Origin of the sequence: Streptomyces sp. NBC_00005 (assembly GCF_045160215.1) — a bacterium.
Classification (GTDB): domain Bacteria; phylum Actinomycetota; class Actinomycetes; order Streptomycetales; family Streptomycetaceae; genus Streptomyces.
In genome coordinates this window covers 9,580,726-9,597,160 of sequence record NZ_CP108316.1, presented here as the reverse complement: position 1 = coordinate 9,597,160, position 16,435 = coordinate 9,580,726, and the positions used below count along the sequence as shown (strand labels likewise).

General features: G+C 72.2%; 12 protein-coding genes. 6 read left to right on the top strand and 6 right to left on the bottom strand.

From position 1 onward, the window contains the following. Nucleotides 1–76: 76 nt before the first annotated feature. The 3 genes from OG303_RS43780 to OG303_RS43770 all read left to right on the top strand — a co-directional run bounded on the left by OG303_RS43780 (nucleotide 77) and on the right by OG303_RS43770 (nucleotide 3,997). The gene (locus tag OG303_RS43780) at nucleotides 77–724 is read left to right on the top strand and encodes a GPP34 family phosphoprotein (protein ID WP_405875484.1); all 648 of its coding nucleotides are present in this window, start codon (nucleotides 77–79) and stop codon (nucleotides 722–724) included. Nucleotides 725–769: 45 nt separating this feature from the next. Then, the gene (locus OG303_RS43775) at nucleotides 770–2,347 is read left to right on the top strand and encodes a carboxylesterase/lipase family protein (RefSeq protein ID WP_405875483.1); all 1,578 of its coding nucleotides are present in this window, start codon (nucleotides 770–772) and stop codon (nucleotides 2,345–2,347) included. A 234-nt stretch (nucleotides 2,348–2,581) separates the two neighbouring features. Beyond that, the gene (locus tag OG303_RS43770; RefSeq protein ID WP_405875482.1) at nucleotides 2,582–3,997 is read left to right on the top strand and encodes a DEAD/DEAH box helicase; all 1,416 of its coding nucleotides are present in this window, start codon (nucleotides 2,582–2,584) and stop codon (nucleotides 3,995–3,997) included. 27 nt (nucleotides 3,998–4,024) lie between these two features. Here OG303_RS43770 and OG303_RS43765 read toward each other — a convergent pair whose 3' ends face one another. Continuing rightward, on the bottom strand, nucleotides 4,025–4,765 hold the full coding sequence (locus OG303_RS43765; protein WP_405875481.1) for a maleylpyruvate isomerase family mycothiol-dependent enzyme: 741 nt from the start codon (nucleotides 4,763–4,765) through the stop codon (nucleotides 4,025–4,027). Nucleotides 4,766–5,211: 446 nt separating this feature from the next. Between OG303_RS43765 and OG303_RS43760 the strand changes: the two genes are divergently transcribed. After that, nucleotides 5,212–7,392 carry a SpoIIE family protein phosphatase gene (locus tag OG303_RS43760; protein ID WP_405875480.1) on the top strand — a complete coding sequence of 727 codons (2,181 nt, stop codon included), beginning with the start codon at nucleotides 5,212–5,214 and terminating at the stop codon, nucleotides 7,390–7,392. A gap of 57 nt (nucleotides 7,393–7,449) precedes the next feature. On the opposite strand, the gene OG303_RS43755 is transcribed toward OG303_RS43760, so the two are convergent. Further along, nucleotides 7,450–8,634: a type III polyketide synthase gene (locus tag OG303_RS43755; RefSeq protein ID WP_405875479.1), complete on the bottom strand. Its 1,185-nt coding sequence runs from the start codon at nucleotides 8,632–8,634 to the stop codon at nucleotides 7,450–7,452. A 267-nt stretch (nucleotides 8,635–8,901) separates the two neighbouring features. Beyond that, nucleotides 8,902–9,579, bottom strand: a complete 678-nt coding sequence (locus tag OG303_RS43750; RefSeq protein ID WP_405875478.1) for a uracil-DNA glycosylase — start codon at nucleotides 9,577–9,579, stop codon at nucleotides 8,902–8,904. Nucleotides 9,580–9,858: 279 nt separating this feature from the next. Between OG303_RS43750 and OG303_RS43745 the strand changes: the two genes are divergently transcribed. Further along, nucleotides 9,859–10,839 carry an N-acetylglucosamine kinase gene (locus OG303_RS43745; RefSeq protein WP_405875477.1) on the top strand — a complete coding sequence of 327 codons (981 nt, stop codon included), beginning with the start codon at nucleotides 9,859–9,861 and terminating at the stop codon, nucleotides 10,837–10,839. A gap of 119 nt (nucleotides 10,840–10,958) precedes the next feature. Then, on the top strand, nucleotides 10,959–11,882 hold the full coding sequence (locus tag OG303_RS43740; protein WP_405875476.1) for a sirohydrochlorin chelatase: 924 nt from the start codon (nucleotides 10,959–10,961) through the stop codon (nucleotides 11,880–11,882). A gap of 91 nt (nucleotides 11,883–11,973) precedes the next feature. On the opposite strand, the gene OG303_RS43735 is transcribed toward OG303_RS43740, so the two are convergent. The 3 genes from OG303_RS43735 to OG303_RS43725 all read right to left on the bottom strand — a co-directional run bounded on the left by OG303_RS43735 (nucleotide 11,974) and on the right by OG303_RS43725 (nucleotide 16,417). Beyond that, entirely contained in the window at nucleotides 11,974–13,008 is a 1,035-nt protein-coding gene (locus tag OG303_RS43735; RefSeq protein ID WP_405875475.1) for a lactonase family protein, read from the bottom strand. A gap of 59 nt (nucleotides 13,009–13,067) precedes the next feature. Then, the gene (locus tag OG303_RS43730) at nucleotides 13,068–14,234 is read right to left on the bottom strand and encodes a nitric oxide synthase oxygenase (protein WP_405877768.1); all 1,167 of its coding nucleotides are present in this window, start codon (nucleotides 14,232–14,234) and stop codon (nucleotides 13,068–13,070) included. Nucleotides 14,235–14,923: 689 nt separating this feature from the next. Then, entirely contained in the window at nucleotides 14,924–16,417 is a 1,494-nt protein-coding gene (locus OG303_RS43725; RefSeq protein ID WP_405875474.1) for an FUSC family protein, read from the bottom strand. Nucleotides 16,418–16,435 lie beyond the last annotated feature (18 nt).

Below are 16,435 nucleotides of genomic sequence, written 5' to 3'. Positions count from 1 at the left end.
CTCCTCCTTGACGCCTATCGCGAGTCCGTTCTCGGGGCCGATCAGCGACGGCCGCGGCGGGCCTAGCGTCAATGGTGTGACCGACACACTTCCCTACCGCATGTATCTCCTCGCCTACGACGACTCAGTCCGAGGCCCCTTCAACCGCCGCAGGACAGGGTTCCTGGTGCGGACCGCCGTGCTCGTCGAGCTCGTGCTGCGCGGAAGCCTGGTGGAAACCGACGACGGCGTCGTCCGGGTGACCGCGTCAGGGCCGCCGACCGGGGACCCGGTACTGGACGAGGCCGTGCGGGAGGCCGCCGGCTCCTCGCACGGTTGGAAGACTCTGGTCCGGCGGCACCGCTCGGGGACGCTGGAGGCCGTGGAGGACCGGCTCACGGCGCGCGGGCTCCTCACGGCCGACGAGCGCGGGGGGCGGTTCTCCGGGCGGCGCCTCGCGGTGACGGACCCGACGGCCGTCAAGGCGCTCACCGACCATGTGTCCGCCGTCCTGCACAGCAGCGGCCCGGTCGCCGAGGTCGACGCCGCCGATGCCGCCCTGGTGGCGCTGGCCGCGGCGGGCGGGGTCCCGTCGGTCGTCCCGCGCCGGGACAGCCGTGTCCACCGGGCCCGCATCGACGCCCTCACCGGCCGGCTCGGCGAGCTCGCGCCCCGTCTGGAGAAGGCCGTACGCGGACTTCGTCTGACCATGGTCGCCGCGCAGGGAGGCATGGGCGGCAGCTGAACCATCACCGGAGCAGGACCGCACCGCATCGCAATGGGGGAAACCATGACGGTACGACGACTGACCGCAGCCCTGGCGTGCCTGGCCGCCGCCTGTACCACCGCCTTCGCCGCCGTCCCGGCTCGGGCCACGGAGGCGGCGCCGCGACCCGCCACTGCCGTACGGACTCACGACGGCGCCCTTCGCGGCAGCGCCGAGGACGGTTACCGCACCTTCGAGGGCATCCGCTACGCGGCTGCCCCGGTCGGCGCCCTGCGCTGGGCCCTGCCCCGGCCCGCGTCCCCGTGGACGGGCGTGCGGGACGCGACCCGGCCCGGCAGCGCGTGCCCGCAGCAGCCCGGCGAGGTGCCCGGGGGCAGCACGGACGAGGACTGCCTCCACCTGAACGTGACCGCGCCCGCCGACGCCCGGCCCCGACAGCCGAAGCCCGTGATCGTCTGGCTGCACGGCGGAGGGTTCACCACCGGCGCGGGCAGTTCCTACGACGCCCACCGGATGGCGGTGCGCGGTGACGTCGTGGTGGTCACCGTCAACTACCGCCTGGGCGCCCTGGGTTTCCTCGGACACGGCGGACTGCCCGGCTCCGGCACCTTCGGACTCGCCGACCAGCAGGCGGCGTTGCGCTGGGTCCGGGCGAACATCGGCGCCTTCGGCGGTGACGCCCGCAACGTCACGCTGGCCGGTGAGTCGGCCGGCGGCTTCAGCGTCTGTGCCCAGCTCGCCTCGCCCTCGGCCGCGGGCCTGTTCGACCGCGCGATCATCCAGAGCGGGCCGTGCACCGGCCGGCCCGGGCGTCCCTTCGCCCCCTCCGCGGCCTCCCTGCCGACGGTACGGGCGGCGGGTGCGCGGTTCGCGGCCAAGGTGGGCTGCAAGACCGCCCGCGACGTACTGGCCTGCTTGCGGCACGTGAGCGTCTCCCGGCTGCTCGCCGCCCAGGACACCGACCAACAGCCCGCGTACGGAACACCGCTCCTGCCGCGGGACCCCGGCACGGCCCTCGCGCAGGGACGCTTCCACCGCGTACCGGTGCTGATCGGCAACAACCACGACGAGGGCAACGGCTGGGCCGCCGGAATCATCCAGGCCGGCAATCCCGTCACCCCGAAGACCTGGCCCGACACCGTGGCCGCCTTCTTCCCCGACCCGGCGCAGGCGGCGGCGATCGTCCGCGCCTACCCGGTCACCGGATCCGACGGCGGACCCGTGTTCGGAGCGGTCATCGGCGACAGCAACTTCGCCTGCCCCACCTTGCGCACCGGCACCCTGCTGGCGGCCCAAGTCCCCGTGTGGCGTTACGAGTTCGCGGACGAGCACGCCCCTCCGCTCACCTCGGGCACACCACCGTTCCCGCTCGGCGCACCGCACGCGAGCGAACTCCCGTACCTGTTCGACCTGGGCGGCCGTCCCCGGACCATGACCCCGGCCCAACACCGCCTGGCCGACTTGATGATCGACTACTGGTCCGGCTTCGCGCGGACAGGCGACCCGAACAACGTGCCCTCGCCCGACTCCTACCCGCCGTCCTGGCAGCCCGGCGCGGTGCAGTCCCTGGCCCCCGACCACACCGGCCCGGCGCACACCGCGGCCCAGCACCACTGCGTCTTCTGGAACGGTCGGTCCTGACGGGTGTCGCCGGCCGGGCATCGTCCACCCCTGGGCGCGATCCGGCCGGCGCGCGCTTCCGGCGCCCGGCCGCGGTTCAGCCGCCGAGAGGGAGCCGGTCGTCACGTTGTGTTAGCCTCACGTGTTTGCGTGCTCGCGGCGGTTGGTGATTCTGCCCTTGTGGTTCCCCTTGTTCGTCGGCCGCTCATTTCTGCCGGGCCTTCCTCGGTACGTTCCCTACGCGGAAGGCTTCTCATGAACCACCCCGACCGCCCCGCCACCTCGCACGGCGACTCCGCCCAGCCGGTGACCACCACCCCAGCCGTGGCCCCAGTCGCTTCCTTCGCCGACCTGGAACTGCCGGCCGAACTGCTGCGAACGCTCACCGAACTCGATGTGCGCGAGCCCTTCCCGATCCAGGCGGCCACGCTGCCGAGCGCCCTCGCGGGACGCGACGTCCTGGGGCGCGGGCGCACCGGATCGGGCAAGACGCTCGCCTTCGGCCTGCCGCTGCTCGCACGGACCGCCGGGCAGCGCGCGGAATCGAAGCAGCCCCTCGCGCTGATCCTGGTGCCCACCCGGGAACTGGCCCAACAGGTCGGCGAGGCGCTTGCGCCGTACGCCGACGCACTCCGGCTGCGGATGGCCACCGTCGTCGGCGGCATGTCGATCGGCCGGCAGATCGCGGCACTGCGCGACGGGGCGGAGGTCGTCGTCGCCACCCCCGGCCGTCTGCACGACCTCATCGAGCGCAAGGCCTGCCGCCTGGGACGGGTACGGATCACCGTCCTCGACGAGGCCGACCAGATGTGCGACATGGGTTTCCTGCCGCAGGTCACCGAGGCGCTCGACCAGGTGCACCCCGACGGTCAGCGCATGCTCTTCTCGGCGACCCTGGACCGTGACGTCGACGACCTGGTCCGCCGCTACCTCCACGACCCGGTCGTCCACTCGGTCGATCCGTCCGCGGGCGCGGTCACGACGATGAACCACCATGTTCTGGTCGTCCACGGCCCCGACCGTTACGCCGTCACCACGGAGATCGCCGCCCGCGACGGCCGCGTACTGCTGTTCCTGGACACCAAGCACTCCGTCGACCAGCTCACCCGGCATCTGCGGGCCAACGGAGTGCACGCCGCTGCCCTGCACAGCAACAAGTCCCAGCCGCAGCGCACCCGTACCCTCGCGCAGTTCAAGAACGGCCAGATCACCGTCCTGGTGGCGACCAACGTCGCGGCGCGCGGCCTGCACGTCGACGACCTCGATCTCGTGGTCAACGTCGACCCGCCCACCGACCCCAAGGACTATGTGCACCGCGCGGGCCGCACCGCCCGGGCCGGTGAGTCCGGCAGCGTCGTCACGTTGGTGCTGTCGGGCCAGCGCCGTGAGCTGAGCCGGGTCATGGCCGAGGCCGACATCGAGCCGACGGTCACCAAGGTGCGCTCGGGCGAGGCGGAGCTGAGCCGGATCACCGGAGCCAGGGCCCCCTCCGGCACCCCGCTCGACAGCGGGCCGGCCGCACCGCGGCCCAAGAACACCAACACCCCCTTCCGCGGCCTCGGCACCAGCAAGGACGCCTCCCGCGGCACCGGCGGCAAGTCCCGAAAGGCCACCGAAGCCCGCAAGCTCGCCGAGGCCCGCAAGGCGGCCCAGATGCGTCGCGGCGGCTGAGAGCCGCCGTCCTGCTCCCGCTGGGGATCAGTAGAGAAAGGGTGGTTCGGGAAGTCTCGGACAGCCCTCCGCGACCAGGTCGGCGCCTTGGGAGCGTCCCATCAACCAGGCCAGAAGCGAGCTTCCCGTCCCGTGGATCATCGGTGCCAGGCCTGCCGTTGGGCGGATGTCGTGCCGGGCGCCCGTGTCGGTGGCGTGCAACCGCATGGCAGGGGCATCTTCGCGGGCGCTGAAGGAGGCGACCACCCGGCTCAGCATGGCGTCGACGAACTCGGCCGGCCACTGCGCGGGCGTGTAGCCGGCGCCCAGGTCGACGTGGTGGACCAGCACCTCGCACAGCCGTGAATCCGCGGCGCGGGCGGCAGGATGCTCCTGACCGCGGGTCCAGCGAACTGTGCGACTCCATGCCGCGAGGGGCATCCTGCGGTATTCCGCGGCGAACCGGGCTGCGCTGTCGCGGAGGTCGACCACGAGCTCATCGGCGCTGCGACCTGCCCCCGCCTCGATCTCCTCGGCGCGGGCCGCCACGCTCGGGTACTCCGCCATCTCCACCCCGGTCCTGGCCCAGATCAGCAGCCGACGTCCACCATCGGCGTTGCGGGCCAGGTGCGTCAGAACATGGCCGCGCGACCAGTTCGGCAGCAGCGACGGTGCCCGTGCGTCGGCGTCGGTGAACTGGGCGGCCGTATCGAGGACTTGTGCGGTGGCGGCACTGATCTGATCGAGGGTGGCTGCCGGGTCGAAGCCTGCGTCGGTTTCCGCTGTCACGCTGCCGCCTCTTCGGTTGGCTCGTTCACACGCAGCTCCCTGCTCTCGACCCCCTTGGCCGAGGTGGTGATCCGCCTTGGCCGATGGTCGTCGTTACGGACCACCGCGCCGCCGTGCACTGCTATTAGGTCTTGACCATGCTGCATGCCGACACCGTGAATTGTTGAGCGGTCGACCCATTCCCCGGTGGCGAGTTCGATGTCGGCCAGGCCGGTGCCAGGGCTTTCGGGGCTTGATCACGTTCATGCAGGTGTGGACCCCACAGGCAGCGCCACGCAAATTGCCCGACTTGCTAACGTTTTGTTTACCTTTACTTCCATTTGCCCCTTCGGTGGGCAGGGTATTTGTGCTACCCATGAGATGTGCGGTGGGATCTCGGGGCTCCACCGCATGGACTCGGGAACTTCTCCCGGCATGCGCCGGAGTCAGCGAGCTGCGTGAGCTGCATGGATCCCACACCCTCCCCGTCGTCCGCTTCGCCATACGACATGGTCAGCGGCGCCCTGGCGGATTACATCCCAAGGGCCGGAGCAACGGCTGCCGCAGGTCGCGCCGCTTCGTCGGGCGAGCATCACGCAGGCGGGCCCTCATCGGGTGCCGGCGGGGAGACCGACGGTCGGGAACAGATCCTCGGGGCCGTCAACCTCGGCCCGGATCTCAGGATCACCAGCTGCAATCTGGACGCTGCCCCTTTCGCGGGGGTGAGTGTCGCGCCGGGGGCCGCTTTCGCCGATCTGCTGCCACCCAGTGACGTACCGACGGTGACGCAGCGGCTGCAGAGGGTCCTCAACACGCAAGAGGCGCACGTTGCCCGGGTCCAGCGCCTTCGGCGGGACGACGGGTCAGAGCTTGTGGTGTCGATGAGCATCCTGCCGGCCGCACCACCGCAGGAAGGTCTGACGGTCTCCCTGATCGCCATGGCCAAGCGGCTGCACCTGTACGCTTCCGCCGCCGCGATCGGGACGTCCTTGGACATCGGGGAGACCGCGCAGTCCCTGGCCCAGTCCCTCCTGGCCTGGGGCGACGTGGCCGCCGTCGACCTCGACTACGCCGTGTGGACGGGGGAGGCGGTCACCGAGCAGGTTCAGGAGCGCATCCGGCTGCGCCGGGCGGCCCTGGTGCCGGACCGGGCCTGGCCCGAGGGGTACCTGACTCCCGGAGACAACCTTCCCCGCGAAGCGAGCCGTCTGCTGGCCGGTGCGGTCATGCGCGACGACATTCCGCAGGCCATCGTGATTCCGGACCGTGAGGCGATCGAGCGGGCACTCGACGATCCGAAACTGGTGCGCGCCTTGGTACCCGGCAACCTGCCGGTGAGTGTTGCCTGCATACCGCTGGTCGTGGACGGGCCGCAGGGCACGCCAGGGCCCATCGTGCTGGGCGTGACGGAGGTCTGGCGGCGGCCGGAGTGCCCCTTCCGCGATGGTGAGCTGCTCGACCTGCAAGAACTGGTGGCCAAGACCGCCCGTCACGTGGACCTGGCCCGCCAGCATCAGCGTGAGCACGCCCAGGTCCTGGCACTGCAGCGGCGGCTGCTGCCACGGGCCGGCAGTGACACCATCGAGGTCGCCAGCGTCTACGAGCCCACCACCCCCGACAGTGCGGGCGTCGGCGGTGACTGGGTGAACAGCTTTCCGCTGCCGGGTGACCGGACCGCGCTGGTGGTCGGCGACGTCGTAGGGCATGGCCTGGGGGCCGCGGCGGCCATGGGCCAGTTGAGCATGGAGGCCCGCGCGCTGCTGTCGGCGGGGCTGGGCCCCGGGGAGGTGCTGGCGCGTCTGGACGAGACGGTCACGCTGCTGGACGACACGGACGCGGGCCTGGCGGCCGGATACAGCGCTCTGGGCTCGACATGCTGCATCGCGGTCTACGATCCGGTCGAGCAACGGTTGGTGATCGCCAATGCCGGCCATCTGCCCCCTGTCCTCGTCCATCCCGACGGGCCCGCCAAGACCATCGCAGCGCAACCGCACCCGGCCCTGGGAGCCGAGTTCGTCGTGCGGGAGCCGTTCGAGGTGCACGAGTTCGCCGCGCCGCCCGGCTCGCTTCTCGTCCTCTACACCGACGGACTGGTGGAGGATCCGGCGGTCTCGATCGACGAGGGCATCGGTCGGCTGACGGACATGGTGCGCGACGTGCACCCCTGGGACGATCTGCAACAGGCGGCGCGGCGCGTGGTCGCCGGTCTGGCCCCGCAGGGGAGCCTGCGCGACGACGTGACCCTGCTGCTTGCCCGTATGGCCGGCCGCCGCAGCCGTGACACCGCCACCTGGCGCCTTCCCGCCCGCGGTGACACCGCCGCCCGCGCTCGCGCCCTCGCCTCGCTCCTCCTGCGGCGATGGCACACCGACGACCAGGCCCGCGACAGTGCGCTGCTGGTGATCAGTGAACTGGTCACCAACGCCGTCCGGTTCGGCACCGGGCCGGTCACGGTGCGGCTGGTGAGGTCCGGGAACGGTCTGTCATGCGAGGTCGGCGACAGCGGCCATGGCCGGCCGCGCCTCAGTCGCGGTGAACTGCTCGACGACAGCGGGCGCGGTCTGCACGTCGTCCATAAGCTCACCACCCGCTGGGGTGTGCGGTGGACCGACACCGGCAAAGCCGTCTGGGCGGAACTGGAGGCATGACGCCCGTGCCGCAATGGGAGTTGCGGGTTTCGGCTACAGCCACTCCCCCCGTTCCGACTACAGCCACTCCCCCTCCACAGCCGTGGCTGTCAGCCCGGGCGCGGCCGCGTACAACACCGTGCGACTGCCTGTCTTCTGGCCGGCATCGTGCGCACGCCGCAGGATGTCGAGCACGGCGGCACCGCCGCGGTTGCCCGTGGTGTAGCTGTCCCGGCTGTAGGCCAGAAGCCCCTCCGGCCATCCGTCGGGCATCGTCTGTTCCATGTACTCCAGCACCCGAGTCCCCCCGGGATGCGCGAGCAGCAGATCGGGATGCCAGGAGTCCCTGTCGTCCTGGTGGCGCACGCGCAACCACTCCCACATCGCGGCAACCGTCTGCTGCACGGCGCGCGGCCCACGGCGGTCCATCACGAAGTGAGTGCCGTCGGCCCGGGTGTCCAACCGGTGCAGGTCCGTGGTGCCGGGCAGCGTGTGGTGCCAGACCGCGTCCAGTCGCAGGACCGACTCCGTTCTGGGGCGCCCTGTGACCACCACGGCGACGGCGGTGTCCGCGAACAGCAGCCGGACGATCAATGATTCCAGGGTGTCGTCGGCAGGCTGATAGGTGGTGCTCAGCGCCTCCGATATCACGACCAGCACCACCCGGTCGGGGTCGGCCGCGACCAGCTCGGCCGCCAGCGCCAGCGATCGGGTGCCGGCGATGCAGGCCCACTGGGTGGCCGGCAGCAGCAGCACGTCGCTCCGCAGGGGAAGGCGGTTGAGCAGGGACAGGTCCAGCCCCGGCAGGGCCGGGGTGGTGGAGTGACTGGTGATCAGACAGTCGACGTCGGCGGCATCCAGTCCGGCGGTTCCAAGGGCCCGACGCGCTGCGCGCTCCCCGTACGTCTGCACGGCCGCCCAGGCCGGCTCGGTGCGCTCCTGGATGGTCTGCGGCGCCGGTATCGCTTCCAGTGCGGCGATCGCGCGGTTCACCTCCTCGTCGGTGAACCCGCCGCGGGCCAGTGCCTCACGAGCCGCACCGGCGCCCGGAGTTCGCAGGCCCTTCCCGCTGCTGGGCGCCGCAGTTGTCTCCAGCGGCAGCATCCATCCACGGGAGGTGATCCCCGTGCTCGCGGCGATGCCGTCGATCCGCGGGAGCCACGGCGCCTGCGGGTGCCGGCTTCGCACCTCCGCCAGGATCTCGCCCGTCTTCACGACATGTTGGCCGTGCATCACGACCGGAGGACACAGGTAAGCGCCCATGGCACGCATCTTTCTCAGGAAGCTCATGAATGACGTGAAGTGTCTGAAACCTGCCTTGTTCAGAAGACCGGGGTCAAGACGCTGTCATAGCAATCTACTTCGCATTCAACATCTCTTGGGCTGAATCACGAGAGCACGAAGTCACACGGTTCCGTTCGACCGTTCTCGGCTCCCGCATCGCCCGATTGAGGGACTGGCGGGACGAGGTGCCTGGTCGGAATCTGCTGGTACGTGGCCGAGGGGACGCGGACACAGCAGGGCCGTGACCTACGGCAGTTGCCAGTCCACCGGCTGGGCACCCTGTCCGACCAGCAGGTCGTTGGCCCGGCTGAACGGGCGCGAACCGAAGAAGCCGCGGTCGGCCGACATCGGGGACGGGTGAGCGGACTCGATCGCCGGAAGATCCCCCAGCAGCGGCCGCAGATTGCGGGCATCCCGGCCCCACAGGATGGACACCAGGGGCTTTCCGCGCGCCGCCAGCGCCCGGATCGCCTGCTCGGTGACTTCCTCCCAGCCCTTGCCCCGATGCGCCGCGGGACTGCGCGGTGCCGTGGTGAGCGCCCTGTTGAGCAACAGCACCCCTTGCTGCGCCCACGGCGTCAGATCGCCGTTGGACGGCCTGGGCAGCCCCAGGTCGGAGTGCATCTCCCGGAAGATGTTCTCCAGGCTGCCCGGCAACGAACGCACCTCGGGCGCCACCGCGAAACTCAACCCGATGGCCATCCCCGGTGTGGGATAGGGATCCTGGCCGACGATCAGGACGCGAACGTCGTCGAAGGGCTGCTGGAAGGCCCGCAGGACATTCGCTCCGGACGGAAGGTAGGTCCGGCCGGCCGCTATCTCGGCCCGCAGGAAGTCCCCCATCGCGGCGATACGTTCGGCCGCAGGTTCAAGAGCCTTCGCCCAGCCTGCTTCAACAAGTTCGTGCAAGGGTCGTGGTGCCACAGCGCGTCACCCTACTGGCACACACCCGGCTTCCGCACAAACACCCAAGCCCCCACGCACGGACGCCGCCCTCGGCGCTACTCTTCCTTCGCACCAAGGTCATCGAGCCGCTCCAACTGATCGCGCAGTCGGTCACCGGGAAGGAAACGGGAGCCCGTTGCATCCAGTGATCAGTCTCAGCAACACCTTCCGGGAAATGCGCTTTGACCTGGGCCCGTTCAGCCGGGCCAACGACCTGCTGGTCGGACAGGAGTGACATCCGGTGGACCGGCGCCTGCCGTGACCGGGGCGGGGGACGGGGTTCTCGCGGTCGACTCGGGGGGCTCCGGTCTGCGGGTCGTCGTCAGTGGCACGGAGCGTGGTCTGCTCGCCCAGCGGGAGTCCCGGGAGCCGGTGCTCACCGGAGCCCGGGGAATCGACCCCGGCCACCTCATGGCTCAACTGGTGCCGATGGTCCGGGCGTTGACCGCCGAGACCGGTGTCACCGCGCTGAGCACGGCCGTTGTGGGTGCCGCCGGGCTCGCCACCCTGGGTGACGCCCTGCGCGCCGAACTGCCCGCTGCGCTGGAGCGGGAGTTCGGCATCCGCCGCGTCGCGCTCGTCGCCGACGCCGTCACCGCCTATGTGGGCGCGCTCGGGCCGCGGCCCGGTGCCGTGGTCGCCGCCGGTACGGGCCTGATCGCCGTCGGCACCGACCTGACGTGCTGGCGCCGTGCGGACGGCTGGGGTCATCTGCTGGGCGACTGCGGCAGCGGCGCATGGATCGGGCGGGCGGGGCTGGAAGCGGCCCTGCGCGCGTACGACGGCAGACCCGGCGGTTCGGCCGGGCTGCTGGCCCGCGCCGAGAACGTCTTCGGCCCGGTACGGGGACTGCCGGGCAGCCTCTACCCGCGCCAGGACCGCCCTGCCGTCCTCGCGTCCTTCGCGCCCGAGGTGGCCGCCTGCGCCGATGATGACCCGGTCGCGGCGGGCATCCTGCGGGCGGCGGCCCGGCACATGGCCGAGTCGGCGGCGGCGGTCTGCCCGGCCACGGGAGAACCCCTCGTGGCCGTCACGGGCGGCCTGTTCAAGATGGGTGACCCCCTGCTCGTACCTCTGCAGGAGGAGCTGTCGCGGCGGCTGCCGCACGCGCCGCTGGTACCGGCCGCCGGCGATCCCTTGGCGGGCTCGGTGCGCATCGCCCGCGATCTCGCGGCGGGGGCGCTCACTCTCCCGAGTGATGAAGCGATGCTGTGCGTGATGACCGGGACGAAGGACTGATCTCTGCCCGCCGATCGCTTCTGATGTGTACGTAACTCATCAGACAAAAGCGGACGGATACCGCTCACCTGCACCCTCCCCGAACAGGGGAGCCCAGGAAGCCACTAACATGCGTCTCCATGAGCTCCCCCACTGGGCCCGCGTCCGGCCTGCCAGTACGAATGCCGCGACCTCGCCAGCCCGGGCGGCACCGCCGACCCGAGCCCCTGGCGGCTCCTGAGGGCGCGCCCGCGCTCGTCCTCGTGGTGCCGGGCACTCCCGCCGCCGCCACGCGCAGCCTCGCCGACGAGGTCGTGAGCATCGCGCGCTCCGAGCTCCCCGGCCTCGATGCCCGGATCGGGTACCTCGACGGGGACGACGCGGAGTTCCCCACGCTCCAGGCCGTGCTCGCGCACGCCGCCGAGGAGCGCGCTGCCCGCTTCGAGCAGGCGCGGGCGGCCGGCCTGGACGTCAAGGAGCCCGACGGCCCCGTCGCCGTCGTCGTGCCGCTGCTGGCCGGCCCGGACGGCGCGCTGCTGCGCCGTATCCGCCAGGCCGTGATGGACAGCCGCGTCGCGGCCGACCTCACCGATGTGCTGGGCCCGCACCCGCTGCTCGCCGAGGGGCTGCACGTGCGCCTGTCGGAGGCCGGCCTGGCCCGCGCCGACCGCGCCCGCCTGTTCACCGTGGCGACCGCCGCGGACGGCATCATCCTGGCCGCGGTGGGCGGTGACGAGGCCGTTCAGGCGGCCGGGATCACCGGCATGCTGCTCGCCGCGCGCCTCGCGGTGCCGGTGATGGCGGCGGCTCTGGACCAGGACGGCTCGATCGCGGCCGTCGCCGAGCAGCTGCGGAACTCGGGCTCGCAGCAGCTGGCGCTCGCGCCGTACCTGATAGGGCCGGAGATCGACCCGGGCCTGATCGAGGAAGCGGCCAAGGAGGCGGGCTGTTCCGCCGCCGAGGCGCTCGGCCCCTACCCGGCGATCGGCAAGCTCGCACTGGCCAAGTACACGACGGCGCTGGGCATCGCCCCGCCGCAGCCGCAGGGCACGCCGGTCCGCTGACGCGCACGGCAGATCCGTACGAACGCCGAAGGGCCCGCTCCACGTACAGGGAGCGGGCCCTCGGCGTGCGCCTCGCGACTCGGCCCGGTGCTCAGCCGAAGATCACGCAGGACGCGGCGGGGACCTCGAGGGCGCCTTCGTAGCGCGGCAGTCCCGTGTCCGGGTCGACGGCGAACCAGGTGACCTCCCCGGAGCGCTCGTTGGCGGCGTAGAGGAATCCCTCCGACTCGGCGATCGCGCGGGGCCAGTGCCCGCCGCAGGGCACCGTACCGACCAGCTTCAGCTCGTCCCCGTCGACGGCGAACGTGGACAGGACGTCCTCGCCGCGGGTGGCGGTCCACACGAAGCGGCCGTCGGGCGAGACGACGATGCCGGACGGGTAGGCGTCGCCGGTCGGGGCGTCGGGCAGCACCTGCTGCACGGTCAGCGGCTCCAGCACACCGTCCTCGGCGTCCCAGCGGCAGACGGTGACGGTCGGGGTCAGCTCGTTGAGCACGTACGCGCGCGTGCCGTCCGGGTGGAAGGCCAGGTGGCGCGGCCCGGTGCCGGCCGGCAGGGCGATCTCCCGGTGCAGTTCGAGGCGGCCGTCCGTCAGCGTGCACACACGGACCGAGTCGGTGCCGAGGTCGACACTGACGGCCCACCGCCCGCTCGGATCGGGCTGCACCTGGTGGGCGTGCGGCCCCTGCTGGCGGAGGGTGTGCGGGCCCGAGCCCTTGTGCTGGAAGACGTCGGACGCGGCGCCCGCGAGGGAGCCGTCGGAGCGGAGGGGCACGGCGGTGACGCTGCCGGAGCCGTAGTTGGCGGTCAGGACGTGGCCGTCGAAGACGCTCAGGTGCGTGGGGCCGTTCCCGCCGACCGGCACCGGTGCGCCCGCCTTCTCCGGCCGGTCCCCCGTCACCCGGTACGCGGCCACCGCGCCCTCGGCCGTCTCGCTGACCGCGTAGAGGGTCTGCCCGCCGGGCGCCAGCGCCAGGTACGAGGGGTCGGGCACGCCGTCCACGCCGCTCAGGGCGGTCAGCGCGCCGCTGTTCGGGATCACGGCCGCCGTCACGATCCCGGGGCCTCCCGCCGCCGTGAACGATCCGATGTAGGCCCGCCGTCGCCGCCCGCCGCCGTCTGTCACCGCTGTCCCCTCTCGGTCCTGTGCCGTCGGGGCGACGTTAGCAGTCGATCACGAGCGGTCTAGACCACATCCTGTGAATGTGACCGGGCCGCAATGGACGCGCCCCCGATCTCGCCGCGCGCCCTGGCGAGGGCCTCGGGGTGGTGGACATACCCGGGGCGGCACTCCACGGTGTCGTAGCTGCGGTGGAAGACGGGCGTGCTGCTGCCGGAGATCGGCGGCACGATCCAGGACCAGTCGGCGCCCACCCGGCGGCCCTTGCGCTCCTCGCGGTCGAGGTGGTCGATGAAGCGCCGGGATTCGGTGTGGTGGTCGGTGACGGTGACGCCCGCACGGTCGAAGGAGTGCAGCACGGAGCGGTTCAGCTCGATCAGTGCGCGGTCCTTCCACAGCGTGCGGTCGGTGCGGGTGTCGAGGCCCAGGTGGTCGGCGATGCGCGGCAGGAGGTCGTAGCGGTCGGCGTCGGCGAGGTTGCGGGCGCCGATCTCGGTGCCCATGTACCAGCCGTTGAAGGGCGCCGCCGGATAGCAGATCCCGCCGATCTCCAGGCACATGTTGGCGAGGGCGGGCACCGCGTGCCAGCGCAGGCCGAGCTCGTGCCATCCGGTGTACTCGGGGTGCGTGAGGGCGACTTCGAGTACGGCGTCGTCCGGTACGTCGAACCATTCGGGGCGGTCGTCGCCGGCGCCCTGGACGATCAGGGGCAGGACGTCGAAGGGGGTTCCGGGGCCGCCGGGCCAGCCGAGGCGGAGGGCGAGGGCGGTGATGCCCGCGTTGCGCGGGTCGCCCGTGACCGTGCCGTCGGGGTGGGTGCAGCCGGCGTAGCGGACGAGCTGTTCGTTCCAGATCCGGGGTCCGGGGCGGCCCGGCTCGTCCGGGGCGAAGACCGTGATCAGGGCGCGGATCCTGCCGTCGCGGGTCGCCTCCCGCAGATGCTCGGCGGATGCCTCGGCGACAGCGTCCGCGCCGCGCACGTCGCGCAGGTCGCGCACGCGCAGGGAGCGCCAGTACAGGCGCCCTATGCACCGGTTGGCGTTGCGCCAGGCCACCCGGGCGCCGAAGACCAGCTCCTGGGTGGTGTGGCGGTACGTGCCCGTGGCCGCGATCTCGGCGTGAGCGGCGGCGATGCGGCGGGCGGGGTCGCCGAGCCGTTCCTCGGTGTGGTGCAGGGTGAGGAACTCGGCGGCCGCGCCAAGGAGTTCGTACGGCGGCGGATCGCGTCGCACGGGGGTCGGCGGACCGCCGGTCAGCACCCGCCCCTGGAGCCCCGCCACTTGGGCGATCGCGGAGTGCTTCCCGCTTGCCTCGTGACGGCCGTCCTCCGGGCAGCCACCGGACTGGAACCGCTCCAGCCAGCCGCCCGGGTCGTCCGCCCGGGGCGGCGGGCAGCCTCCGCCGTCATCGGGCACGGGTTTCCAATGTCCGTTGTTGCGCGGGAAGTTCCGCATGGTGCACCCCCAGGCGGCTCGCCCGCGGGCCGCTCCCGCACGGCCCGCGGGGGACGGGCGTCCGATAGCGGCGGAGTTACCCACGGGGTGGCCTGATCCACCCTCTAGGTGGCCGATGAAAGTGGCTTGGAGCGTGAAGGGGCGCAGGCTGCGGGTGCGCACGCCGGGAGACTGCCGTTGCCAAGCCCCGCTGCCTTCAATCCCGTTCGGCCGACGACTTCCTGTTCCGGCACCCGCCGGCTGCTGGATGCCGGACAGGGATCTCTGAGCACTGGCGAGGAGCTGCGGGTACTCGCCGGGAGGCTTCAGCCCCCGGCCGGGCACCTGGAGGCACCGGCAGTAAGTCCTGGTCGCCAACCGGCGGGTGAGCGCCGTCGGCGGGATTCAGGCGCGGGCGAACCTGATTCGGGCGCCGCGGTGAGCCCGATCGACACCACGACCAGTCGGCACGCGGCGACCACGCACCCTCATGCTCCGACGAGCGGCGAGCCCGGCGGTGTCCGCAACGGTGTGGCCAGTTCTGCGAGGGCCCGTTCGAGGCTGTGCAGGTGGGCCAGGGCGGGTTCCGTCGCGGGTGTTTCCGTGGTGACGGTCACCTGGTCGTGGTCGCCGCCCGTCAGTGCCTCGACCGCGGCCTCCACGCGCCAGCAGGCGGCTGCCAGACGGGCGTCGTGGGAGGCCTCCGGGTCGGCGGCGACGGTGACCAGGCCGCGGGTCTCGCGGGCACAGTCGTCGAGCAGGGCCAGTACCCGGCGGGCGCGGCGTTTGCGGCCGAGCATCGGGTTGAGCGGGTGGACCAGGGGCGCGACGGACAGCCGTACGCGGCCGAGGAGCTGCTCCAGTTCCGCGATCCGTCGCGCCGGATCGGCGGTCGCGGAGCCGGCCAGACGGGCGGCGGCCTCCGCCGTGCACGCGTGGACGCAGCGCAGGGCCCGCTGGATCCACGCGTCGGTGACGGTGTGCGTGGTGACGGGCAGGACGAACAGCACGGCGAGTACGGCCCCGAGCGCGCCGACGCCGGTCTCCGCGAGGCGCAGGGCGAGCAGGCCCGGATTCAGCACGCCCAGGAGCCCGTAGAGCAGCTCGGCGAGCAGCGTGACGCAGAGCATCATCCAGGTGTACGACACCGCGGCCGAGTAGAAGATGCCGAAGACGCAGGCGGCCAGGAGCACGGCCGTGGGGGCGGCCGCTCCCTGCACGGGGACCGCGATCAGCAGGCCGAGCCCGATGCCGATCACTGTGCCGAGGACCCGGCGGAAGCCCCGGACCAGGGTCTCGCCGCGCGAGGCGGTGTTGACGAAGATCCACCAGGTGGCGCCGACGGCCCAGTACCAGCGCTGTCCGGACACCAACTGGCCCACGACCAGGGCGAAGCCCGCGCCTGCGGTGGCCTGGACCGCCTGGCGGGTGGTGACGCGGGCCAGGCCGGTGCCGACCGGCGGGGCAGGCACGGGCGCCGGGGGCAACTGGGCCTCGTAGCACCACAGGCCGAAGCGCACCGCGGATGCGGTGAGCACGGACAGGATCACGGCGGCGCACAGCTCGGGCAGCCGGTCCGTGGTCGCGTGCAGGAACTGCGCCACGAAGAAGGTCATGAACGCGAACACGCCGAGGCTGTGCCCGCGCGGCCCCCAGCGGCGCGCGTACACACCCGCGCCGATGACGGCGAGGAAGGTGAGGTCGCGGGCCACGGGATGGTCGTGCAGCTCGGCCGCGGCGGCGAGCACCGGCAGGCCCACGGCGGGCAGCAGCGCGGTGGTGACGGCCTGCCCCCGGACCGTGGCGTCCGTGACGGTGAACAGGGCGAGCAGCGCGGCCAGCCCTCCGGTGACGGCACCGACGAGGGAGAGCCCGGCCAGACCGCAGACGACGACCGCGAGGCCGATGCCGAGCACGGCCCGCGCGGCGAAACGCAGCCGCGTCCGCCCCGGGTCCGGAGCCACGAACACCCTCTTCAGCACTGCTTCCCGCCCCCTTGG